This window comes from Stenotrophomonas sp. GL_101 (assembly GCF_057835675.1).
The window spans coordinates 2621877-2645990 of record NZ_CM174432.1; the positions used below are offsets into that span (position 1 = coordinate 2621877).

Sequence of the window (24114 nt, forward strand, 5' to 3'; positions counted from 1 at the left end):
TGTTACCGGCCGATGCACGCGCATGCTCAGGGAATCATCCAGGTCAGCCAGTAGGCCTGCAGCGTGGTGATGATGCCCACCATCACGGTGAAGATCAGGCTGTGCTTGACCGTGAACCGGAACAGGTCCGACTCCTTGCCGGCCAGGCCCACCGCGGCGCAGGCAATGGCGATGGACTGCGGCGAAATCATCTTGCCGGTCACCCCGCCGGTGGTGTTGGCGGCCACCAGCAATACGTCGGACACCCCGATCTGCTGCGCGGTGGTGGCCTGCAGCGCCGAGAACAAGGCATTGGAGGAGGTATCCGACCCGGTCAGGAACACCCCCAGCCAGCCCAGGAACGGTGAGAAGAAGGTGAATGCCTTGCCGGTGTGGGCCAACGCCAGCGCCAAGGTGGCCGACAGGCCCGAGTAATTGGCGATGAAAGCGAACGCCAGCACCATGCCGATCGAATAGATCGGCACCTTCAGCTCATTGGCGGTCTCGGCGAAGGTGCGCAGCGCCGCGGCCGGGCGCATCTTCAACAGCACGATGGCCAGCACCGCGCCCAGCATGATCGCGGTGCCGATGGCCGATACCGCATCGAATCTGTAGACCGCTTCATAGGCGGTCGGTGACGGCACGATCGGCGGCATCTTCTGCACCAGCTGGTCCAGCGACGGCACCGGCAGCTTCAGCACCCAGTGCTGCAGCGCGCCCCCGGCGGCAAACAGGGCCTTGAATGGCGGGATGCTCCACACCGTGACCATCGCAGTGAGGATCAGGAACGGCGACCAGGCCTTGATGATCTGGCCGGCACGGTAGCGCGGTGCGTCCAGCGCCTGCGCCGCCGCCTCGGCGCTGGTTGGGGTGTCGAAGCGGAAGATCCGCACCGGCTTCCACCTGCGCAGGAACAGCGTCAGGCATACCAACGACGCCAATGAGGCGGTGATGTCGGGCAGCTCCGGGCCGATGAAGTTGGAGGTCAGGTACTGGGCGATGGCGAATGAGCCACCGGCCACCAGCACCGCCGGCCAGGTTTCCTTGACCCCGCGCCAGCCATCCATGATCGCCATGATCCAGAACAGTACGATGAGGGTCAGGAACGGCAGCTGGCGCCCGGCCATCTGCCCGATCTCGAACGGGTCCAGGCCGGTCACCTGCCCGGCCACGATGATCGGGATGCCCATCGCGCCGAAAGCCACCGGGGCGGTGTTGACGATCAGGCACAACCCGGCCGCATACAGCGGCTTGAAGCCCAGCCCGACCAGCAGTGCGGCGGTGATCGCCACCGGCGCACCAAAGCCGGCCGCCCCTTCCAGGAACGCACCAAAGGCAAAGCCGACCATCAACATCTGCAGGCGCTGGTCTTCGGTCACCGACAGGATCGAGGCGCGGATGATGTCGAACTGACCGGTCTTGACCGAGACCTTGTACAGGAACACCGCGCCCAGGATGATCCAGGCGATCGGCCACAGCCCGTAGATGAAACCGTAAGCGCCGGCGGCGACCGCCTGCTGCACCGGCATGCGGTAGAACAGCAGCGCCACCGCCAGCGCGATGATCACGGTCAGGGTGCCGGCCAGCCATCCCTTCATGCGCAGCACGGCCAGGGCGACGAAGAAGAAGGCGATCGGCAACAGCGCGATCAGACTGGACAGCCAGAGGTTGCCAGCGGGGTCATACAGTTGTTGCCAGGGCTGCATCGACGGATCTCTTCAGGAGCGGACGGGGGCCACGCGGCAGAGCACCGCGTGAGCCCTGGAAACTCCGCCGCCCTGATTATTGGCATTACCAATATCAAAATATGCGTCGGAGCTGCCCGCATTGAAGCGTCAATTGCGGTACAGGCCTATTAGACCATAGGTTTATGCCGGAGTTATTGGTACTACCACTTATGTCGCACAGCAGTTCCCGGGAGCGCCTTTCAACTCGATTCCGTTGCCGTCCGGATCTCTGACGTAGAGCGACAGGCCGTCCCCTTCCGCGCCGAAGTTGCTTTCGGCAGGCCCCGCAACCGCGATTCCATTGGCCTCCAGATGCGCGCGCACCTCTGCTTCGTTGAACGGCTCCACGCGCAGGCACAGGTGGTCGACGTTTCGGGCGTACTCGCCGGCGGCCGGGCCGCCGCGCGCGCCCAGCACGCCGTCGATGGCGACCAGGTCGATCATCGAGCTGCCCGTCTGCAGGTGGATCATGCCCAATGACGGCCGCTCCCGCGCCACGGCGCAACCCAGCACGTCACGATAGAAATGCAGTGCGCGCGATAGATCCATCACACGCAACACCACATGGTCGATATGTCGAATCTCGAAAGGTCGCATGCCGTCTCTCCTGGGTCGGATCGGCCAACGCTGCGGGCCGATGTCTGGCCCAAGCATGCCGCGCGGACCGTGATGGCGTCCTAGACGCAGTGTTGGAGAGGCGTGCAGGTCCGGGCAGTTGCCCGGTCGGCCTCAACGGCCCAGGTGCGCCATTGATTGACGTCATTGTCCTTCGTACACGGAACGTTGACGCAGTTCTTTGAACCACCGGCACGCGCTGCGCATTGTGCGTCCGCTGGTACTGGACCTGAGCGATATGCAATCAATGAACTGGGTGGATCGTGGCCAGAGCCTGACTATCGATGCGCAGGAGCGGCATGCAGGCATCTGCATTGGCGTATCCCGAATGTCGTCGGTACAGCTCGTCGGCGGTGCCTTGACGCTGTGGATGCAGTTGCGCGGCAGCAGCTGGCTGGCATCGCGCGAAGGCCGGTTCCGCCTGCGTCGCGGGGATTGGATCGTCCTGGACCGCGAGTCGCGGCCTCATCTGCAGGCCGACCGGCAGGGCGTCTGTATTGGCGTGGCCCTTTGCGGAAGAGTACTGGAACTACTCGATGACAATGCCTGTCGTCTGTATCCGGGTCGCGGCCACATGCCCCGTTACGACCTGCAGTTGGGGCTGCGCCTGTGGCGGCAACTGGCGCAACGGGCGCCCTGCGACGCGGGCACGTCGGGCACTGCGCTGCAACCATTGATGTACCACCTCGCGCACCTGCAACAGGCGCTTCTGATACAGGAAGATCGCTGCCCCGGACGCTCGCGCTGTCGCAAGCGCCATGTCCTGGCGCGACTGTGCCGCGCCCATCTGATGCTGGAGGGCAACGTCGATCGGGTGGTCAGCGTTGGCGAGCTGGCGCGCCTGTCCAGCATGTCCTACTGGTACTTCTCCAAAGCCTTCCAGGGCGTGTATGGCGTCAGCCCGCAAGCCGCCGGGGTGCGGCTTCGCATGGCGCATGCCGCCGGACTGCTGCTGTCCAGTGACCTGATCATCGGAGAAGTTGGCGCCGCCTGCGGCTTCGAAAGCAGCTGCAGTTTCGCGCGCGCTTTCCGCGCGCACTTCGGCACCAGCGCCTCGGCATACCGCACGCGTGCACGTGCACTTGCAACTAACGCTAATTCGGCACATGTCCGCCACGAATCGTGCCAAGGCCCAACGAAAACGAAACAGTAACGTTTGTCGGCGTACTTCGCACAACACTTCAATTGGAGAGAGGGATGCTTACTTTGACGTTGCCGGGCAAGTTGCCGGTGAGCTTGCTGTCCATGGCCATCGGGCTGGCGCTGGCACCGGTCACCGCGTTCGCGGACGCGCCCACCACCCTGGACAGGATCGAGGTGACCGGCTCGCGCATCCGCGCCGTCGAGGCCGAAACGCGCCAACCGGTTCTGGTGGTGAGCCGCGCGGATATTTCCCGCCAGGGATTTACCAGCATCGCCGATGTGCTGCAGAACCTCAGTTCGGCAGGCTCCGCGCCCATCTCGCGCGCGGACGCACTGGCATCGGGTGAGAATGTCGGTGGGTACTACATCGATATCCGCAACCTGGGGGCCGCACGGACGCTGGTGCTGCTCAACGGTCGCCGCCTGGGCGCCACCACCAGTGGCCTGCAGGACCTGGGCCAGGTCCCGCTGAGCGCGGTCCAGCGCATCGAAGTACTGAAGGATGGCGCGTCGGCCATCTACGGCTCCGACGCCATTTCAGCCGTGGTCAACATCATCACCGACAACACCTTTGACGGCGCTGAGCTGAATGTGTCCATGGGGCAATTCAGCCAAGGCGATGGCCGCAACCAGCAGTTGGCCTTGCGGGTTGGTGCTCAAGGCGACCGCAGCGGTGTCACCGCCGCGCTGGAGTACAGCAAGGACGATCCGGTCTGGGCCAAGGACCGTTGGTTCAGCCGCGATGGCAATGCCGGGCCGGACTATCCCGGTTCGGGCTGGAGCGGGATCGGTCGCAACGGTTCGCATTGCAATCCGTGCGCTGGCGACGGTGTCGCCGCCGGTGATGTGCGTTGGTGGACCCTGAAGGACGGGGGAAATTCGAACAACCCCGCCGACTACCGCCCCACCGACGCCCGCGACCGGGTCAATGCCAACGAGCAGATGATGCTGCAGACCGGCATCGAGCGCCGCTCACTGTTCACCAGTGGCTGGTACGACCTGAGCGACACACTGCGGCTGGAAGGCGAGGCGCTGTACAACCAACGCATCACCGACCAGCAGGTCGCCGGCTATCCCCTGTCCTACGACGTCCCGGCTGACAACCCCTTCAATCCGCATGGCGTGGACACCCGGATCAACCGCCGGCTCTGGGAAGCGCCGCGTACCACCCGCAGCGACCTGCAGACCTTCCGTGTCAGCGGTGCACTGAAGGGTCGCCTGCAACTGGGCGGTCGTGATGTCGACTGGGACGTGGGCGGCCTGTACAACCGCAACAACCTGACCAAGACCGGCCACGGCGATGCCAGCAAGCTGGCGCTCAACCGCGCGCTGAGCCCGGACTGCGGCACCTCCAGCGATCCCAACTGCACGCCTTGGAATCCCTTCCTGCCGCATGGCGTGGACGGCGCCGGTGCGTTGTCCGACCCGGACCTGCAGAAGTTCCTGTTCCCCTACTTCACCGATACCGGCACGACCACCACCACGGTCTACAGCGCCAACCTGGCCAGCTCGCTGTTTGACCTGCCCGCCGGCGAAGTGGGCGTCGCGGTGGGCTATGAGCATCGCCGCGAGCAGGGCCGGTTCGTGCCCGACGCCTTCAAACAGTCCGACGAAAGTACCGGTCTGGCGGCGACCACGACCGAAGGCGGCTACACGCTGGATGAGGTGTACGCCGAACTGAGCGTGCCGATCCTCAAGGACCTGCCGTTTGCACGCGAGCTCACCCTGAACATGGCCGGCCGCTATTCCAACTACAGCAATTTCGGCAATACGCTCAACAGCAAGTTCGGCCTGACCTGGCGTCCATCGGAGCAGTTGCTGGTACGAGGCACGGTCGCCACCGGATTCCGCGCACCGACCATCTCCAATCTTTACGGCGGCGCCGGTGCCAGCTTCGAGTCGTATGTGGATCCGTGCGGTACCGGCGCCACCAACAGCGTCAACGGCAATGCAGCATGCAATGCAGCGGGGGTTCCGCTGGGCTACGTCCAGCTGGGGCAGAACGGTGTGCCCTGCACCGGCTATCCGTGCCAGACCCCGGATGAGTTCATCAACCAGTCCAACCTCAACCTCAAGCCGGAAACCTCCACCAGCCGGACCGCCGGCCTGGTCTGGAGCCCGCAAGGGGTGGACGGTCTGGATATCTCGCTGGACTGGTACCAATACTCGGTCAAGGACATGATCATCCCTGACAGCGTGGACCGCATCCTGCGCGACTGCTACGTGCTCGGTGACGCCCAGCGCTGCGAAGGCATCGTGCGGGCGGCCGATGGTCACATCAGCGGGCTGCGCTACGGCGTGGCCAACCTGGGCAGGATGGAAACCCAGGGCTACGACCTGGGCATCCGCTACCGCTTGCCGCAGTTGGCCATCGGCCAGTTCAAGCTCGACTGGCAGACCAGCTACGTCAGCCAGTACGACGAGGAAGGCAGCAATGCCGAGGGCGGCAAGATCATGATCGGTCGGGCCGGCTACGTCGGCGACACCAGTGTGTTCCGGGTACGTTCCACAGTGGGCCTGGATTGGGAAAAGGGCGACTGGGGAATGCGTTATGGGATGCGGTATTACTCGGCAATGAAAGAGTCCTGCATACCCGACCGCCCCTGCACCCACCCGGACCGCTATGCGAACGGCGAGGCTGACGCCGTCCGTCGGGTGGGCAGCAACACATTCCATGATGTGCAGGTGCGCTGGCAGGCACCGTGGGACGCCACGGTATCGGTAGGCTCCAACAATGTGTTCAACCACCAGGGGCCGATCATGTTCACCTCCCCAGGCGGCGCGTTCCCCTACTACGCCGGCTTCGATATTGGCCGTACGGTCTATATGAAGTACCAACAGCGGTTCTGATCCACGCCAACTGACCCCACCAGTGGAGCCGGCACGCGCCGGCTCCACTGGTTGGAGGCATCCCGTTATTGCCGGAGGCGTCGGTTCATTTGCCGGCCTCCAGTTTCTTGGCGATGCGGCTGAACACGGCCAGCACGATGAGACACAGGACGCTGACGCCGATGGCGATGACGTACTCGCCGATGCCCACTGCAATACCGATGGCGGCGGCCATGATCAACGAGCTGGCCGTGGTCAGCCCGCTCACCTGGTCTTCGCGGCTGCCCCGCAGGATGGTGCCGGCTGCGACGAAGCCGACGCAGGCCACCACCGCCTCGATCAGGCGCACCGGGTCGACCTGCAACAGGTCGCGGTAACGCTCCTGCTGGAAGTGTTCAGCGATGCTGTCGCCCAGCCCCACAATCAACGCGGCCGCGCCGGCGATGAGCATATGCGTCCGCAGGCCTGCGGCGTGTTTGCCCATTTCGCGCTCGATCCCCAGCAAGCCGCCGAACACCATCGCCACGGCGATCCGCAGCAGGATCGATAGATCTTGTTCCAGTCCCATCCGCCTCTCCTCGCCTGTGCCACCTAGCCTTGCGTGGTCGCTGTGGCTGGGCCGTGAAGGGGCGCGTGAGGCGGATGTGCACGATCCTGGTGCGCACCGGTTACTGCGCCAGGTAGCCGCCGTCGATGGCGTAGTAGGTCCCGGTTGCGAAGGACGCATCGGCACTGGCAAGCCATGCCACCAGTGCGGCCACTTCCTCAGCCCTGCCCAGCCGGCCCAGCGCATGTTTGCCTTCCAGCGCCTGGCGGACGGCCGGGTCCATCTTGTCCAGCAACGGCGTGGCGATGAACCCCGGGCCGACGGCGTTGATCCGGATGCGGTCGCCGGCATGTTCCCAGGCAGCGGTCTGGGTCAGCCCGACCACGCCGTGCTTGGCCGCTACATAGGCGGCGGAATTGTTGAAACCCACCTGGCCCAGGATCGAGGCCATGTTGATGATGCTGCCGCCGTTGCCGGATGCGCGCATTGCCTGGATCTGCGCTCGTTGGCACAGGAACACGCTGTTGAGGTTGACGTCGATGACCCGCTTCCAGCCATCCACCGGGTAGTCGCCACTGCTGGCCGACGGCCCGCCGATGCCGGCGTTGTTGACCGCGATATCGAGCCCGCCCAGTTCCTGCACGGTGCGGGCCACGGCGGCCGCCACCGCCTTTTCATCGGTGACATCCAGGGCGATGCCGATCGCCTTGACGCCCTTGCCGCGCAGTGCCTCGGCCGTCTTCTGCACCGCTTCGTCCTTGAGGTCCCACACCGCCACCGCCGCGCCGGAGGCGGCCAGCAGTTCGGCGGTTGCCAGGCCGATGCCGGACACGCCACCGGTCACGATCGCCACCTTGCCCTTGAGCTGATAATCAATCATCGCGTTTGTTCCTCTGGTTGGAATAAGGCGGCAGGCCATGCCTGCCTCTGTCTTCACCTTACGCCCGCAAAACGTTATGCAACGTGCACGCAGGCGTGCCGCAACAATGCTTCCCATCGCTGCAACGCACCGGCGCCTATGCTGGTGGTCATACGTCCACATCTGCTCAGTCCGCGCTGCGTTGCACAGCCCCCTCCCCAAAGGCATGCCCATGACTGTTTCCAATGACGGCCCGTTGTTCACCCCCACCCGCCTCGGTGCCATTGCGGTCGCCAACCGCATCGCGATGGCACCGCTTACCCGCAATCGCGCCATCGAGGGCCGCGTGCCCAATCCCCTGGCTGTCGAGTACTACCGGCAGCGCGCCAGTGCCGGTCTGATCATCGCCGAAGCGACCCAGATCAGCCCGCTTGGCCAAGGCTATCTGGACACTCCTGGGATCTACAGCCAGGCCCAGATCGACGCGTGGAAAAAAGTAACCGACGCCGTGCACGCCCGCGGTGGAAAGATCGTGCTGCAGCTGTGGCACGTCGGTCGCATCTCGCACACCAGCCTGCTGCCCGAGGGTGAAGTTCCGGTCGCGCCGAGCGCGCTCAAGGCCCAGGCCAAGACATTCACGCGCAAGGGCTTTGAAGAGGTTTCCGCGCCGCGCGCACTGGACCTGGAAGAGATCCCCGGCGTGATCCAGGACTTCCGGCAGGCCGCGCGCAACGCCATCACCGCCGGTTTCGACGGCGTGGAAGTACATGCCGCCAACGGGTATCTGATCGACCAGTTCCTGCGCGATGGCAGCAACGTGCGCACCGACGGCTACGGCGGCAGCATTGAGAACCGCACCCGCCTGCTGGAGGAAGTGGTGCGCGCGGTTGCTGCGGAAATCGGCCCGGAGCGCACCGGTGTGCGTCTGTCACCGGTGACCCCGGCCAACGACGCCACCGATTCGCAGCCACAGCGGCTGTTCGAGCGTGCTGTCGAACGTCTGGACGCCATTGGGCCACTGGCCTTCATCCACGTCATCGAAGGCGCCACCGGTGGGCCGCGCGACAATATCGCCTTCGACTACGCCGCGCTGCGCGCGAAGTTCCGCGGCCCGTGGATCGCCAACAATGGTTACGACAAGGACACCGCCGCTGCGGCCGTGGCCGCAGGCTACGCCGACATGATCGCTTTTGGCCGCGCCTTCATTGCCAACCCCGACCTGGTGGAACGCCTGCAGCACGACGTTGCCCTGTCCAGCCTTGACCCGGACACGCTTTACGGTGGCGGCTCGAAGGGCTACACCGATTACCCCAGCGTTTCAGGCTGAGACGTGCGGCCGGGCAACGCCCGGCCGCTGTAAGACTGACCGCGTTGCCGGCAATCAGTACACCGGCAGCGAAATGAAACTGGCCTGCTGCGGCGCATGCCACACCTGCTGCGTCGCCTTCTGGTAATCGCCCGGCTTGGCCAGGTAGATGTTCGGCACGAAGGTCTGCGGGTTGCGGTCGTACAGCGGGAACAGACTGGACTGCACCTGCACCATCACCCGGTGCCCGGGCTGGAACACGTGGTTGGCGGTGGGCAGGCCGAACCGGTAGTCCAACACCTGGTTGGCAGCGATTGCCTTGGGTGCGCTGAAACTCTCACGGTAGCGCCCGCGGAAGATCGCCATCGATACCGCCAGCTCATACCCGCCCATTTCCGGCGACGACGGCGTCTGGTCCGGATACACATCGATCAGCTTCACCACCCAGTCTGCATCGCTCCCCGTGGTGGCCGCGGCCAGATTCACCTGCGGGGCCCCGCCGATGCGCAGCGGCTCGGTCAGCGGTTCGCTGACGAAGGTCAGCACGTCGGTGCGTCCATCGACAAAGCGCTGGTCCTTCACCAGCCAACTGGTCCACATGTCGCGGTCGGCAAAACGCACCGGGCGCGGCACGAAGGGCACCGGCTTGGCCGGATCGGCCACGTAGGCCTCATACGTCGCTTCGCCCGGCTGCGGCGCCTGGAAGGACAGCTTGCCACCGGCGCGCAGGTACAGCGGCTTGGTCTGTGCAGCCGTGCGCGGCCACTGCTGCAGGCGGTCCCAGTGGTTTTCGCCGGTGTTGTAGATCAGCACCGGCGGCGTCTCGGCCTTGCCCGCGCCATCGACCAGGTACTGGTCGAAGAACGGTTTGAGCACATCGCGGCGGAACTGCAGGGCGGTATCGCCCTCGAACTTCAATGCGCCCAGGCTGCTGCCGTCGTAGTTCACCTGGCTGTGCCGCCACGGGCCCATCACCAGGTAGTTGAGGGTGTTGCTGCTGTCGCGTGGCTCCATCGCCGCGTAGCTGTGCACCGCGCCCCACATGTCTTCCTGGTCCCACAGGCCCTGCAGCCACATGGTCGGCACCTTGAGCGGTGTTTTGGCCATCTGCGCATCCAGCGCCTGTTCCTGCCAGAACGCATCGTAGGCCGGGTGCTCGATCAGCTTGTGCCACCACGGCAGCTGGTCCAGGCCGTTGGCACGGGCGTAATCGCCGGCCGAACCGGCGCGCAGGAAGGTGGTGTAATCGTCGTAGCCCACGCTGGGAATCGACGGGCCTTTGCCACGCTTGGCCAGCTGGCCGGTGAAATAGCCGAAGTTGACCTGGCGGAACGCGCCGTAGTTGAGCCAGTCATCGCCCATCCAGCCGTCGATCATCGGGCTCTGCGGTGCGGCGACCTTCAACGCGGGGTGCGGGTTGGTCAGCGCCATCACCACGGTGAAGCCTTCATAGGACGATCCGAGCATGCCGACCTTGCCGTTGCTTTCCGGCACGTGCTTGACCAGCCAGTCGATGGTGTCCCACGCGTCGGTGGCGTGGTCGACCTTGGTGTCGTTGAGCGGGCCGCGCAACGGCCGGGTCATCACGTAATCGCCTTCCGAACCGTACTTGCCACGGATGTCCTGGAATACCCGGATGTAGCCGCCATCGACGAACACTTCATCGCCCTGCGGCAGGATGTCGCGCATGTGCGGCGAGTCGATCCGCTTGGCCCGGTTGGCGGCATCGTAGGGCGTGCGGGTCAGCAGGATCGGGGCGTGTCTGGCGCCTTTGGGCACCACGATCACGGTATACAGCCGGGTGCCATCGCGCATCGGCAGCATGACCACGCGCTTGTCGTAGTCGAAATCGGCGGTGGGCGTAACGAATCCCTTGGCGGGGATGTCCGGCGTCATCGGCGAGGTCTGCGCCGCCAGCACGGGCATCGATACTGACAGGGCTACGGCAAACGCTACGGCACGCACGTGCATGGATGTCTCTCCCGCCAGGAAAGGACCCAGCCTACTCCCCACCCACACCGAATGGCATATGACCAATGGCCCTGCCACGCGGCGGCCACGGCGTGCCGGCGCCCACCCCGCGCCAGCCTGCGCGGTTGGGCGGCACCGCCACTTCGTGCAGGGCCAACCAGCGCAGTCCCCCGGCGTCCTGCCGCAGCACGGCCAGCGATTCCCGCCACTGCAGCGGGCCCACGCCGCGCTGGTGGCCTTCGCGATAGCGCACCATGGCCAGCGGTGCCGGCGCGGAAACCAGCTCAACCGCCTCCAGCGTGATGACCAGGCCAGCCTGCGCGCCATGGCCCCCGGCGAACATGCCCTGCAGCGCATTTCGATCCAGACGCTGGCCGGCGATGCCGACCATGCTGAAGTCCTCGCTGAAACGGGCCAGCAGCGTGTCCAGCGCCGTGGCCGGCAGGCGCGCGTTGAACCAGTCTTCGATCATCACGTGCAGGACGCGCACTTCTTCGATGGCCGCCAGGGAAAGATCGTTCGATACAGGGGTCATGGGGCGTTTACTCGCAGACAAAGGGAGGCGGCCGGCGTCCGCCACAGCAGCGGCAACGGCAGCAGGGTCATGCCGCTGGCCAGCAGCAGCGTGATCGTAAAGGCGCGGCCGGGCAGCGCGGTGCTCAACGCACCCAGCACACAGGCCAGCAGCGCAGCGGCCAGGCAGAAACTGAGCTGGCGGTTGAGGTTCCACAGCGCACTGCCGGGCATCAGTTCGTCGTGGTCGAGGCCCTGGAAGGCCAGCGTCTGCGCGGTACTGCTGCACAGGCTGCCGCCCAGCCCCATCAACGCGAACGCCAGCACCGGCAGCAGTGGCTGTACCGGTTGCACGCCCAGCAGCAACGCGATGCCGAGCGCCTGGCACGCCATCCCGGCGCAAAGCAGCGGGCGCGGCCCTCGCCGTGGCAACCACGCGCGGGTGGTGGCGATCGCGATGGCCGAGGCGATCGCCCAAGGCAGCATGAAGCCGCCGATGGCCGTCGCGCTGTAGCCAAGCCGGCTGAGCAGCAGCGTGGCCACCAACTGGGTACCCATGAACGTGCCGGGCACCAGCAGGTAGACCAGCATGGCCAGCCGCAATGCGGGGTACCGCAACAGCGACAACTGCAGCACCGGCTGCGCGGTACGCCTGGCGCTGCGTGCATACACCACCAGCAGCAGCGCGGCGGCAACGAACATCCATGCCCCCAGCGCGCGTTGCTGGGCCTCGGCAAGCAGGCTCAGCGCGACCAGCAACAGGCTCAGGCCCAGCGTGCCCAGCAGCAGCCCGCGACGGTCCAGGGACGGCAGCGGGCCCGGTGCCTCCGTGCGGATCCACACCGCGGCCAGCAGCAGCGTCATCCCGGCCAGCGGCGTACTGGCCAACAGCACCCAACGCCACGACCCCAGGCCCACCAGCCAGCCGCCCAGCAGCGGCGACATTGCCGGGACCAGCAGTGCCACCGCCATGATCCGCGCGGTGAGCCGGCCACGTTCGGCCGGCGGGCAATACCGGTACGCCATCGCCTGCCCGACCGGAATCAGCAGGCCGCCGCCCAGTCCCTGCAGCAGCCGCCAGCCGATCAGCGCCTCGATGGTCGGCGCGGTGCCGGCCAGGATCGCGCCCAGCAGGAACACGCCCAGCGACAGGCACAGCAGCCGGCGTTCGCCCCAGCGCGCCGCCAGCCATCCGCCCAGCGGAATGACCAGCGCCAGGCCCAGCATGTAGGCATTGCCGATCCACGCCAGCTGCGGCACCGAGGCCTGCAGATCGGCGGCCAGCGCCGGATAGGCCACGTTGCCGATGAACATGTTGACCAGGTCCAGCGAGAACCCGAGCAGGTACAGCAGTTCCACCTTGGACCGATAGGTCATCACGCGCTCCCGGAAACGAGGCGGCAGCATGCGCGTCCGCGTCGGCTGGATAAACCGAACATCCAGTGCAAGACTGTCAAATCATTTTTGACGAAAGGAGCGGTGCCATGGTCAGCCTGGACCGTTTCGACACCTTCAAGGCCGTGGTCGATGCCGGCAGCCTGACGGCGGCGGCCGAGCGCCTGGGCCAGAGCAAGGCCGTGGTGAGCTTCAACCTGAAACGGCTGGAGCAGGAGCTGGGCGTGACCCTGCTGGTGCGCAACACGCGCAGCCTGGCATTGACCGAAGCCGGCGAGCGCTTCCACCAGCACTGCGTGGCCATGCTGGAAACCGCCGAGCGGGCCATCGAGGAAGCCCGCAGCGAACAGCAGCAACTGCGCGGCACGCTGCGCCTGACCACCACCCCGGAGTATGCGATCGCCAAGGTCGTCCCGTTGCTGGAGCGTTTCCGCGCGATGCATCCGCAGTTGCGCCTGCACCTGTCGACGTCAGCGGCCCACGCGGACCTGATTCCCGAGCGTTTCGACCTGGCGATCAGGCTCGGCCGCATGGCCGATTCGCGGCTGCGCGCCACGTTGCTTGACGAACATGCGTTGTGCGCGGTGGCCGCGCCCGCGGTACTGGCATCGTTGCCCGATGAGGCAGCGCGCGATGATCCGGACTGGGTGCGGACGCTGCCACGGGTGGGCTATCCGCGCCTGGCCGACCTGCCGTTGGTGGCGCCCGATGGCAGCGACCAGGTGTTTGCCAGCAATCCGGCCGACGCGGTGGTGACCGTCGACAATGCATCGACGTTGCGCGCCTTCGCACTGGCCGGGGCCGGGGCGACGGTGCTGCCGCAGTGGCTGATCGCCGAGGATCTTGCCCAGGGCCGGTTGCTGCCGATCCTGCGGCGGCATCGTTTCCCGCGCCAGGGGGTGTATGCGGTGTTTCCCAACACGGCCCATCCCTCGCGCCGGGTACAGCTGCTGCTGGCGCACCTGCGCCAGCATCTGCCCGGTTGAAAGGGCACGACCGGCGGTCGTGCCCTCCCGGTAGGTACCGACCGTTGGTCGGTACTGCTTTTTCAGCGCACCACGCCTTCGCTGAGCACGATCGGGGTGGTCTGCAGCGGCTCGCCCGCCGAGCGTGACAGCTGCAGTTCGTAGCGGCCTTCGGCGATCTTCCACTGCTTGTCGGCGGTATCGAAGCTGGCCAGCGTCTTCGGCTCGGCCTCGATGCGGATCCGGCGCGATTCACCCGGCTGCAGCGTCACCTTCTGGAAGCCGATCAGACGGATCGGCGTGGCGCTGCCTTCGGGCATCTTCAGGTACAACTGGGCCACGTCCGCACCGGCCACCTTGCCGGTATTGCGGATGTCCAGCGTGGCCACCAGGCGTTGCCCCTGCGAGACCGCACTGAGGTTGTCGTAGCGGAACTGCGTGTAGGACAGGCCGTGGCCGAACGCGAACTGCGGCACCAGGCCCTTGGCGGCGAACCACTTGTACCCCACGTTGGCGCCCTCGATGTCGTAATCGATGGTGTCATCGGGCTTGTGCTTCGGGTTGAAGCCCAGCCCGTTCACGTGGGGACGCGGCAGCTGGCTGGCATCCACCGGCCAGGTCACCGGCAGCCGGCCGGACGGGTTGACCTTGCCGGTCAGCAGGGCGGCAATGCCTTCGCCGCCGCGGATACCCGGATACCACGCCTGCAGCACCGCCGGCACCTGCTGCAGCCACGGCAGCTCGACCGGGCCGTTGGTTTCCAGCACCACCACGGTCTTCGGGTTGGCCTTGGCCACCCCTGCAATCAGCGCGTCCTGGTTGTCGGGCAGCTGCATGTGCGGCAGGTCGACCGACTCGGCCGACCACTGCGTGGCGAACACGATGGCCACATCGGCGGCGGCGGCAGCGCGCGCGGCGGCGGCCACGTTGCGGCCATCCACGTACGTGATCGTCGCGTCAGGACGCTCGGCACGCAGCGCCTCCAGCGGCGAGGACGGATGGAAGATCACCGGGCCCGGCCAGGTGGTCGGCAACACGCCCGGCACTGCATTGGTGCCCTTGGCCGTCCAGCCCACCATCGACGAACCACCGCCGCCAATCACGCCCTTGTCGGCATGCCCGCCGATGATGACGATGCGCTTGACGTCCGGGCCCAGCGGCAGCAGGTCGTTGGCGTTGCGCAGCAGCACGCTGCCCTCTTCCACGGTGCGCTGCGCGGCGGCGAAACCGGCTGCATCGTCGATCGGCACGTGTTGCGGTGGCAGGTCGAAATTGCCGTTGGCGAACATCGCGCGCAGGATCCGGCCGACCATGTCGTCCAGGCGCGCGCGCGGCACCACCCCACCGGCCACGGCCAGCCGCAGCGGTGCATCGAAGAACACCGCCTTGTCGAACACTTCACCGGCCGACTGCTGGTCCAGGCCGGCCAGTGCCGCCTTGGAGCCGCTGTGCACGCCGCCCCAATCGGACATCACGAAACCGGGGAACTTCCATTCCTGCTTGAGTACCTGGTTCATCAGGTAATCGTGTTCGCAGCCATAAATGCCGTTGATGCGGTTGTAGGAGCACATCACCGAACCGGGCTTGCCGATGTCCAGGGCGATCTCGAACGCCAGCAGGTCCGACTCGCGCATGGCCTGCTCACCGATCTGCGCGCTGTGGAAGTTGCGCGAGGTTTCCATGTCGTTGAGCGCGAAGTGCTTCATCGTGGAAATCACGTGCGCGCTCTGCACGCCGCGGATCGACTCGCCGACCAGGCGCCCGGCCAGCAGCGGGTCTTCGCCGGCATATTCAAAGTTGCGGCCGTTGCGCGGGTCGCGCTGCAGATTGACGCTGCCGGCCAGCAGAATGTTGAAGCGCTGCTGCCAGGCCTCGCGGCCCATGGTGGCGCCACCGGCAAAGGCCACTTCCGGGTTCCAGCTGGACGCGGTGGACGGGCCAGACGGCATCGCGGTGGCATGGTCGCCCTTGCGAATGCCGCCCGGGTTGGTCACGCCCACGCCGGCATCGGCCGACTGCTGCGACGGAATGCCCAGGCGCGCCACGCCCGGCACGAAGCCGGCCGAACCGACCGCGCCGTCCGGCAGCTGGCCACCGTCCTTGCCCAGCCCGAAGTAGCTGTGCAGCATCTGGAACTTCTCGTCGTCGGTCATCTTCGACACCAGCAGCGTGGCGCGGGCATCGGCGGTGAGGCCGGCATCCATCCACGGCGTATCGCCGCCGACCGGGGCGGCATAGTCCAGCGTCAGCAGCGTACCGGCCACGGTCTGTTTGCCGGTGTCGGTACGCAGCTTGATCGCGGTGCTACGGGCGGACCGGAAGCCCTGGCTGAAATAGCCGGCCCCGGCCGCCGCGTTGAACCCGGCGGCGCTGGCGACGTCGGCATCGACGGTGCCCAGCAGCAGTGCCGGGGCGCCTACGCGCGAGGCTTCCACCTGCTGTTTGAAACCGGCCGCGTCGGCGTCGGCGGTGCGGGTGTACAGCGCCACCACGTGGCGGCCGTCGTTGAGACGCAGGTAGTGGGTGCCCGGGGCTTCGATGCCCGACTCCGCTTCCACCGGCAGGCGCGAGATCACGATGCTGCCGCGGCGCTCGGCCGAGGCCGGGTCGCTGCTGACGAAGCGATAACGGTAACCAAGCTGGTCAGCCAGTGCTTCCAGCGGATCGGGCGCGCGGCTGGACTCCACCGTGTCGGCCGGGCGATGCACGTTGCCAACGGTCAGCGCATCCACGTTCAGCGCCTGCAACTGGTCCGCCACCTGCTGGATATCCAGATGCCCGGGGGCCTGTTCCAGGCGGAGCACGGTGAAGGCATTGGCCCCTTCTGCCGCGGTGGGCGACGCAGCCCAGGCCGATGCAGCGAGTGAGAGGGTGATGGCGGCCGTCAGGGCGAGCGGCTTTGTAATCGTTTTCATAAGCGGGCGAAACACCTTTTCCGACGCAGAAAATCCAGGGAGTCTTGCCGCAGAAGGGTGCAGCGCCATGACGGCGGATGCCGGCACGCAAGGGCCGGTATCGGGTACTACCCGGGCAGCGCGGCTACGACCAGGCCCCTCCGCCTGTCGATACAGCCACCCTGTCCGGTGGGCGCCGTGAACGGCCCCCATCCGGTCAAGAGTCGTCCACCCTGTTCATCGCTGTCAACAGCGCGTTCATATTCGAGGGCGTAAGGGCAGCAGTGCCATCACCCTTGATCCGGCTTGATGACCTGGGTTGTCGCCGCGTCCACCAAGCCCCCGTCTGCGCCTCGCGGCAGCAACGGGGCCAGTGCATGGCCGTCTGCACGGGTGACCAGCCGCGAGCGCGGTTCAGCCTCGGCGAACAGGAAGTCTTCGCCCCATTGGCGCAGTGCGACCACCAGCGGGAACAGCGCCTGCCCCTGCGGGGTGAGGACATAGTCCTGGTAACGACTGCCATCGGCGGCCGGCTGCTGTTCCAGCACGCCCGCTTCCTGCAGCGCCTGCAGGCGCTGGCTGAGCATGCTCCGGGACATTCCCAGGCTGCGTTGGAAATCACTGAAACGGTGGATGCCATCGAAGGCATCGCGAACCAGCAGCAGCGACCAGCGGTCGCCGACGAGGTCCAGCGCACGTGCCACCGGGCAGGTCCGGGTAAGGGCGTCGCTCATGGCAGCCTCCTATGATGGTTTTATTTTAGAACCATGTGGCGCAGAATCAACTGGTTCTATTTTGAGACCATACTATGTCACTCGTCGCCCCCCTGCCCCGTACCGCCACCCCCTTGCTGATGCTGTTTGCCTGCGCCGCCGGGCTCAGCGTGGCCAACGTCTACTACGCCCAGCCCCTGCTGGATACGCTCGCCGCCGACCTGCAGATCGGCACGGCCTGGATTGGCGCGGTGATTGCCGCCACCCAGCTCGGTTCGGTCGCCGCGTTGTTGTGGCTGGTGCCCTGGGGTGACCGGGTCGACAGGCAGCGGCTGATGGCGGTGCAGAACGGCGCGTTGGTGCTGGCCCTGCTGGGGGTCGCCAGTGCCCACCAGGCCGGCACGCTGTTGTTGGGCATGCTGGCGGTGGGCCTGCTGGGCACCGCGATGACCCAGGGGTTGATCGCCTATGCCGCCGCCGCGGCCAGTCCGCACGAGCGTGGCCGCGTCGTCGGCGCCGCCCAGGCCGGCGTGGTCATCGGCCTGCTGCTGGCCCGCGTGGTCGCCGGTGCGGTGGCCGATCTCGGCGGCTGGCGCGCGGTGTACCTGCTCTCGGCCGCGTTGATGATCGCCACCGGCACGTTGTTGTGGCTGCGGCTGCCACGCTTGCCGGTGCCGTCGGTGTTGCCGCCCCGCACCGCGTTGATCGCACTGCTGCGCCAGCAACCGGTGCTGCGCCGGCGTGGGGTGCTGGGGCTGCTGTTGTTCACCGCGTTCGGGCTGTTCTGGAGCAGCATGGCGCTGCCGTTGGCGGCGCCGCCCCATGGGCTGCGCCACGGTGCGATCGGCGCCTTCGCCCTGGTCGGCCTGCTCGGCGCACTGGCCGCCGCGCGCAGCGGGCACTGGAGCGATCGCGGCCATGCCGAACGTGTCTCGTTGGCGGCCCTGCTCGTGCTGCTGCTGAGCTGGGCGCCCCTCGCGGCGATGCCGCTGCACCTGGGCTGGCTGGTACTCGGCGTGCTGCTGTTGGATCTGGCCGTGCAGGCCCTGCATGTCACCAACCAGAGCCTGATCCTGGCGGCGGCGGCAAATGCGCAGGCCCAGGTGATTGCGGCCTACATGTTGTTCTATGCCGCCGGCAGCGGGCTCGGCGCACTGGCCGGCAGCGCACTGTATGCCGCCCATGGCTGGAGCGCGGTCTGTGCCGCCGGCGCGGCGGTATCGCTGTTGGCGCTGGTTGCCTGGGCGGTGACCGCGCGCCGATGACACCCGATCCGGTCAGGCAGCGCGGCCACTGGCCGGTACCGGGCATGAAACCTTCACGACCCCCACTGCGTTCACCCTGCTGCGCCAGATTTATTAGCATTTTTACTAATTGCAGGTAGCATGACCGATCTCAGCCCCTGACACTGCCGCTGCCGATACTCCCCGCCATGCCCCTGCTGCGCACCCGTTCCTGCCTGCTCCAGCCCCCTCGGGCGGTGCACTGATGGGCGCCGTTCTGGCCCTGGAGCAGTTGCTGGAAACCCGCCAGGTCTGGCGCGGGCAGCCACGCGCAGGCTTGCCCGAGGTGGCGGTGCACCCCACCGGGCACCCTGCCCTGGATGCCCGCCTGCCGGGTGGAGGCTGGCCGCCGTCGGCGTTGTCCGAGGTGCTGCTGTCCGCGCCCGGCCAGGGCGAGCTGGCGCTGGTCTGGCCCACCCTGGCCCGGCTCAGCCAGCAATCGCAGACCGTGGTGCTGATCGCCCCGCCGTACCTGCCGCACGCGCCGGGCTGGGCCGGTGCCGGGCTGGTGCTGGGCCAGCTGCAGGTGGTCCAGGCCAACCCCCGCGATGCGCTGTGGGCGGCCGAACAATGCCTGCGCTCGGCCGCCTGCGCCGCCGTACTGTGCTGGCCGCACCAGGCCGACGACCGCGCGCTGCGCCGGCTGCAGGTAGCCGCCGAAACCGGGCAATGCCTGGGATTTGCTTTCCGCGATACCCACCAGGCACGCAATCCCTCCCCGGCCCCCCTGCGCCTGCAGCTGGCAGAGGGCCAGGTGCGTGTACTCAAATGCCGCGGCGGGCAGGCGCCGGCGCAGCCGTTGCCGCTGGCCCGGGCCCATTGAGGCGCCGCCATGCACTGGGCCTGCCTGTTGTTGCCACAGTTGGCACTGGACGCGGCGCTGCGCCAGCAGCCCGATCCCAGCGTGCCGCTGGTGCTGCTCAGTGGTCCGGCGCAGCGTCGCGTGCTGCATGCGGTGAGTCCTTCCGCGCGGCACCTCGGGCTGCGTCGCGGCATGCTGCTGTCGGCCGCACAGGTACTCACCCGCGACATGCTTGTCGTCGAACACGACCCGCGCGCCGAACAGGCTACCCGGCAGCTGCTGGCCAGCTGGTTGTATGGGATCAGCTCGCAGGTCAGCCTTGCCTTCCCGCATGCACTGGCGCTGGAGATCGGCGCCAGCCGCGCGCTGTTCGGCGATTGGCCGACCATCGAAAAACGCCTGTGCGATGGCATGAAGGAACTCGGCTTCCGCCACCGGCTGGTTGCCGCGCCCAACCCCCATGCGGCCTGGGTGCTGACCCGTGCACATGCCCGGCTGGGCGTGGGCGCCGAGCAGCTGGAGGCTACCCTGGCGCAGCTGCCGATCGAACGCAGCGGCCTGCCGCCGGAGGCGGTCACGGTATTGGCGCGGTCGGGCCTGCGCACGCTGGGCACGGTATTCCAGCTGCCGCGCGACAGCCTGGCACGGCGTTTTGCCCCACAGGTGCTGGCCCACCTGGATGCGCTGCGCGGAATCAGCGCGCCACCGTTGGGTTATTTCCAGCCACCGGATCGCTTCGACGCCCGCATCGAGTTCGAGTACGAGATCGAGTCCACCCAGGCCATGCTGTTTCCCCTGCGCCGCCTGACCGGTGATCTAGCCGCCTTTCTGTGTTCGCGCGACGGTGGCGTGCAGCGCTTCGACCTGTGGTTCGAACACGACCAGCATCCCGATACCCGCTTGAGCATCGGCCTGCTCGCGCCCGAGCGCGATGCCACGATGCTGTTCGAACTGGCCCGCAACCGCGTGGACCACTTGCAATTGCCCGCCGGCAGCCGTGGCCTGCGCCTGCAGGCCGAGCAGCTGCCGCCGTTCGTGCCGGCCGCGCGCGATCTGTTCGACCCGCGCCCGCAGCAGGCGATGCCGTGGGAGCAGGTGCGTGAACGGCTGCGCGCGCGGCTGGGCGACAACGCCGTGCAGGGCCTGGGGCTGCGCGCCGAGCATCGCCCGGAACGGGCCGGCGGCGATGCCCATGGCGCCCCCAAAGCCCCCCCGCCCCGGCTGCCACTGCGCCCGGGCTGGCTGCTGCCGCGCCCGCAACCGTTGCTCGACCCGCACCTGCGCATCCTGTCCGGGCCGGAGCGGATTGAATCGGGCTGGTGGGACCAGGGCGATATCCGCCGCGACTACTACGTGGTGGAAACCGGCCATGGCCAGCGCGGTTGGGCCTATACCGTGGCCGATGGCCGTGGCGGGCCGTGGATGCTGCACGGCTGGTTCGCATGAACGCCGCGCCGCCCGACTATGCCGAACTGCATTGCCTGTCGGCCTTCAGTTTCCAGCGCGGCGCATCGATCGCCGAAGAACTGTTCGCCCGGGCAAAGGGCCAGGGCTACCGCGCGCTGGCAATCACCGATGAATGCTCATTGGCCGGCATCGTGCGTGCGTGGCAGGCCGCGCGCAAACACGACCTGGCACTGATCACCGGGGCCGAGTTCCAGCTCGAAGACGGCCCCAAACTGGTGCTGCTGTGCACCGACCTGGCCGCCTATGCCGGGCTGTGCCAACTGATCACCACCTGCCGCCGGCGCGCCCCCAAAGGCTACTACCGTTGCCTGCGCGAAGACTTCGACGCGTTGCCTGACAGCATGTTGTGCCTGTGGCTGGACCGTACGCCGTGCGCGGACGATGCCGGCTGGCTGCAGGCGCGCTTCGCGCAGCGGGTGTGGCTGGCAGTGGAACTGCATCGCGAGGCCGACGACGCGCACCGCCTGGCCGCACTGCAGGATTTCGGCCATGCACACGGCCTCCCGCTGGTGGCCAGCGGTGATGTGCACATGCATGTGCGCCGTCGTCGCGCCCTGCAGGACACCCTCACCGCGATCGCCCACCACTGCACCCTGGCCGATGCCGGCTGGCGCCTGTTCGCCAACGGTGAGCGCCACCTGCGCACCCGCCAGGCGCTGGCCACGCTGTACCCGCGTGCGCTGCTGGAGGAAACCCTGCACATCGCCGCGCGCTGCCACTTCGATCTCTCCCAGCTGCAGTACACCTACCCGCGCGAACTGATCCCGGCCGGGCACGATCCGGCCAGCTGGCTGCGCGTACTGGTCGAGAAAGGCATGCAGTGGCGCTGGAAAAAAGGTACTACGGCCAAACAGCGCACCCAGATCGAACGCGAGCTGCAACTGATCCACGAGAAGCAGTACGAGTCCTACTTCCTGACCGTGCACGACATCGTGCGCTTTGCCCGCAGCCAGCAGATCCTGTGCCAGGGCCGGGGTTCGGCGGCCAATTCATCGGTGTGCTACGTACTGGGCGTGACCGAAATCGACCCCAGCGACATGGAACTGCTGTTCGAACGTTTCATTTCCGCCGAGCGCGACGAACCGCCGGACATCGACATCGATTTCGAACACGAACGCCGCGAGGAAGTGCTGCAGTACGTGTTCAACCGCTATGGCCGCGAACGCGCCGCGCTGACCGCCGTGGCGATCAGCTACCGTGGGCGCAGCGCGGTGCGCGACGTGGCCCGCGCACTCGGCCTGCCGCCGGACCAGGTCAACGAACTGGCGGCCTGCCTGGACCGCTGGAGCAGCCACGAGCCACTGCCCGAAGCCCTGCGCGAACGCGGCTTCGACCCGGATACCGCGCTGATGCGCCGGGTGGTGGCACTGACTGCCGAACTGGTCGACTTCCCCCGCCACCTGTCCCAGCACCCGGGCGGTTTCGTCATTTCCGAGCATCCGCTGTCCACCCTGGTCCCGGTGGAAAACGCGGCCATGGCCGACCGCACCGTGATCCAGTGGGACAAGGACGACCTGGACGCCACCGGGCTGATGAAGGTCGACTGCCTGGCGCTGGGCATGCTTACCGCCGTGCGCAAATGCCTGGCCATGCTGCACGCGCATGGCGCGCCGTTGATGGGCATGGCCGATGTTCCCGCCGATGATGGCCCCACCTACGACATGATCTGCCGCGCCGACACCCTGGGCGTGTTCCAGATCGAATCGCGCGCGCAGATGGCGATGCTGCCGCGCCTGCAGCCGCGTTGTTTCTACGACCTGGTGATCGAAGTGGCGATCGTGCGCCCCGGCCCGATCCAGGGCGACATGGTGCATCCGTACCTGAACCGGCGGAAGAAGCTCAAAGAGGAAGGCATCGAAGAGATCGACTACCCGCCCGCGCTGCAAAAGGTGTTCAAGCGCACCCTCGGCGTGCCGTTGTTCCAGGAACAGGTGATGCAGCTGGCGGTCGAAGCGGCCGGCTTCAGCCCGGGCCAAGCCGATGCGCTGCGCCGCTCGATGGCCGCCTGGAAACGCCATGGCGGGCTGGAGCCGCATCGCGACAAGCTGCTCGCCGGCATGGCCAGCAACGGCTTCAGCCGCGAGTATGGCGAACGCCTGTTCGAGCAGATCAAGGGTTTCGGCAGCTATGGTTTTCCGGAAAGCCACGCCGCCAGCTTCGCCTTGATCACCTACGTCAGCTGCTGGCTCAAGTGCCACCATCCATCGGCCTTCGCCGCCAGCCTGATCAACAGCCAGCCGCTGGGCTTCTACACCCCCGACCAGATCCTGCAGGACGCGCGCCGCCACGGCGTCCCGGTACTGCCGGTGGACGTGCGCCACAGCAACTGGGACTGCACGCTGGTGCCCCCCACCGCGCCGGGCCACCCGTTCGGCATCCGCCTGGGCCTGCGCCTGGTCGAGGGCGTCAGCAAAGATGTCGCCAGCGCGCTGGTGCAGGCGCGTGCAGGGCGGCCATTCGACAGCGTGGCCGACCTCAGCCAGCGCGCCCGGCTCGACCGCCGCCACCAGGGCCTGCTTGCCGATGCCGGCGCATTGAAGGGACTGAGCGGCCACCGCCATCGCGCGCGCTGGGACGTTTCCGGCGTGGAAAACCCCTTGCCACTGTTCGACACCGCCCGCGCCACCGTCGAAGCCAGCGTGCCGCTACCCCTGCCCAGCGCGTTTGAAGACATGCAGGCCGATTACAACAGCACCGGCACCACGCTGGGCCGGCACATGGTGTCCTTCATCCGCGCACAGCTGCGCCAGCGCCGCTGCCTGCGCTCGGACCAGCTGGCCGCGCTGCCGCACGGGCATGGCGTGCGGTTTGCCGGGCTGGTACGCATGCGCCAGCGCCCGCAGACCGCCAGCGGGGTCACCTTCCTCACTCTGGAAGACGAATGCGGGATGGTCAACGCCGTGGTCTGGCGCAAAATCGCCGACCGCCAGCACCGGGTGCTGGTGGAATCCCAACTGATGCAGATCGACGGCCGGCTGGAGCGCGTGGAGGGCGTGCAGCACCTGATCGTGCGGCAGATGTACAACATCGATGCGTTGATTGAAGGTGTACGCACGCACAGTCGCGATTTTCATTGAATCCTTCCGTTTCGAACATCACGAAACGT

The 24114-nt window shown here is 67.0% G+C and carries 17 protein-coding genes; 8 read left to right on the top strand and 9 right to left on the bottom strand.

Annotated features, from left to right (window positions below; translation table 11 throughout):
• Window positions 1-26: 26 nt before the first annotated feature.
• The gene (gene lldP, locus AC3IR9_RS11510) at window positions 27-1685 is read right to left on the bottom strand and encodes an L-lactate permease (RefSeq protein WP_489290892.1); all 1659 of its coding nucleotides are present in this window, start codon (window positions 1683-1685) and stop codon (window positions 27-29) included.
• Between the two features lie 189 nt (window positions 1686-1874).
• Complete coding sequence (locus AC3IR9_RS11515) at window positions 1875-2303, bottom strand: VOC family protein (protein ID WP_489290893.1); 429 nt, start codon at window positions 2301-2303, stop codon at window positions 1875-1877.
• 199 nt (window positions 2304-2502) lie between these two features.
• Between AC3IR9_RS11515 and AC3IR9_RS11520 the strand changes: the two genes are divergently transcribed.
• Both AC3IR9_RS11520 and AC3IR9_RS11525 read left to right on the top strand, forming a co-directional pair.
• Window positions 2503-3474: an AraC family transcriptional regulator gene (locus AC3IR9_RS11520; RefSeq protein WP_489290894.1), complete on the top strand. Its 972-nt coding sequence runs from the start codon at window positions 2503-2505 to the stop codon at window positions 3472-3474.
• A 44-nt stretch (window positions 3475-3518) separates the two neighbouring features.
• Window positions 3519-6314 (top strand): TonB-dependent receptor plug domain-containing protein, encoded by a 2796-nt coding sequence (locus AC3IR9_RS11525; RefSeq protein WP_489290895.1) that lies wholly within the window; start codon window positions 3519-3521, stop codon window positions 6312-6314.
• An 85-nt stretch (window positions 6315-6399) separates the two neighbouring features.
• Here AC3IR9_RS11525 and AC3IR9_RS11530 read toward each other — a convergent pair whose 3' ends face one another.
• Window positions 6400-6861 carry an MgtC/SapB family protein gene (locus AC3IR9_RS11530; RefSeq protein WP_489290896.1) on the bottom strand — a complete coding sequence of 154 codons (462 nt, stop codon included), beginning with the start codon at window positions 6859-6861 and terminating at the stop codon, window positions 6400-6402.
• Between the two features lie 100 nt (window positions 6862-6961).
• Entirely contained in the window at window positions 6962-7720 is a 759-nt protein-coding gene (locus AC3IR9_RS11535; protein WP_489290897.1) for an SDR family NAD(P)-dependent oxidoreductase, read from the bottom strand.
• Between the two features lie 211 nt (window positions 7721-7931).
• On the opposite strand from AC3IR9_RS11535, the gene AC3IR9_RS11540 reads away from it, so the two are divergent.
• A complete protein-coding gene (locus AC3IR9_RS11540; protein WP_489290898.1) occupies window positions 7932-9026 on the top strand; it encodes an alkene reductase in 1095 nt (364 codons plus the stop codon).
• Window positions 9027-9080: 54 nt separating this feature from the next.
• On the opposite strand, the gene AC3IR9_RS11545 is transcribed toward AC3IR9_RS11540, so the two are convergent.
• The 3 genes from AC3IR9_RS11545 to AC3IR9_RS11555 are packed head-to-tail and all read right to left on the bottom strand — an operon-like array spanning window position 9081 to window position 12866.
• Window positions 9081-10976: a CocE/NonD family hydrolase gene (locus AC3IR9_RS11545; protein WP_489290899.1), complete on the bottom strand. Its 1896-nt coding sequence runs from the start codon at window positions 10974-10976 to the stop codon at window positions 9081-9083.
• Between the two features lie 31 nt (window positions 10977-11007).
• Window positions 11008-11511 carry a DUF4440 domain-containing protein gene (locus tag AC3IR9_RS11550; RefSeq protein ID WP_489290900.1) on the bottom strand — a complete coding sequence of 168 codons (504 nt, stop codon included), beginning with the start codon at window positions 11509-11511 and terminating at the stop codon, window positions 11008-11010.
• On the bottom strand, window positions 11508-12866 hold the full coding sequence (locus AC3IR9_RS11555; protein WP_489290901.1) for an MFS transporter: 1359 nt from the start codon (window positions 12864-12866) through the stop codon (window positions 11508-11510). Before AC3IR9_RS11555 ends, AC3IR9_RS11550 begins: the two co-directional genes overlap by 4 nt.
• 107 nt (window positions 12867-12973) lie before the next feature.
• On the opposite strand from AC3IR9_RS11555, the gene AC3IR9_RS11560 reads away from it, so the two are divergent.
• The gene (locus AC3IR9_RS11560) at window positions 12974-13870 is read left to right on the top strand and encodes a LysR family transcriptional regulator (protein ID WP_489290902.1); all 897 of its coding nucleotides are present in this window, start codon (window positions 12974-12976) and stop codon (window positions 13868-13870) included.
• Window positions 13871-13932: 62 nt separating this feature from the next.
• Here the strand turns inward: AC3IR9_RS11560 and AC3IR9_RS11565 are convergent, their stop codons facing one another.
• The gene (locus AC3IR9_RS11565) at window positions 13933-16764 is read right to left on the bottom strand and encodes a beta-glucosidase family protein (RefSeq protein ID WP_489290903.1); all 2832 of its coding nucleotides are present in this window, start codon (window positions 16762-16764) and stop codon (window positions 13933-13935) included.
• 269 nt (window positions 16765-17033) lie between these two features.
• The gene (locus AC3IR9_RS11570; RefSeq protein ID WP_489290904.1) at window positions 17034-17477 is read right to left on the bottom strand and encodes a winged helix-turn-helix transcriptional regulator; all 444 of its coding nucleotides are present in this window, start codon (window positions 17475-17477) and stop codon (window positions 17034-17036) included.
• A 74-nt stretch (window positions 17478-17551) separates the two neighbouring features.
• Here AC3IR9_RS11570 and AC3IR9_RS11575 point away from each other — a divergent pair, with 74 nt between their 5' ends.
• The 4 genes from AC3IR9_RS11575 (at window position 17552) to AC3IR9_RS11590 (ending at window position 24085) form a co-directional block, all read left to right on the top strand.
• Entirely contained in the window at window positions 17552-18721 is a 1170-nt protein-coding gene (locus AC3IR9_RS11575) for an MFS transporter (RefSeq protein ID WP_489290905.1), read from the top strand.
• Window positions 18722-18944: 223 nt separating this feature from the next.
• Entirely contained in the window at window positions 18945-19562 is a 618-nt protein-coding gene (imuA, locus tag AC3IR9_RS11580) for a translesion DNA synthesis-associated protein ImuA (protein ID WP_489290906.1), read from the top strand.
• A gap of 9 nt (window positions 19563-19571) precedes the next feature.
• Entirely contained in the window at window positions 19572-20987 is a 1416-nt protein-coding gene (locus tag AC3IR9_RS11585; protein WP_489290907.1) for a Y-family DNA polymerase, read from the top strand.
• Window positions 20984-24085: an error-prone DNA polymerase gene (locus tag AC3IR9_RS11590; protein ID WP_489290908.1), complete on the top strand. Its 3102-nt coding sequence runs from the start codon at window positions 20984-20986 to the stop codon at window positions 24083-24085. The genes AC3IR9_RS11585 and AC3IR9_RS11590 overlap by 4 nt, the downstream gene beginning before the upstream one ends.
• Window positions 24086-24114: the final 29 nt, after the last annotated feature.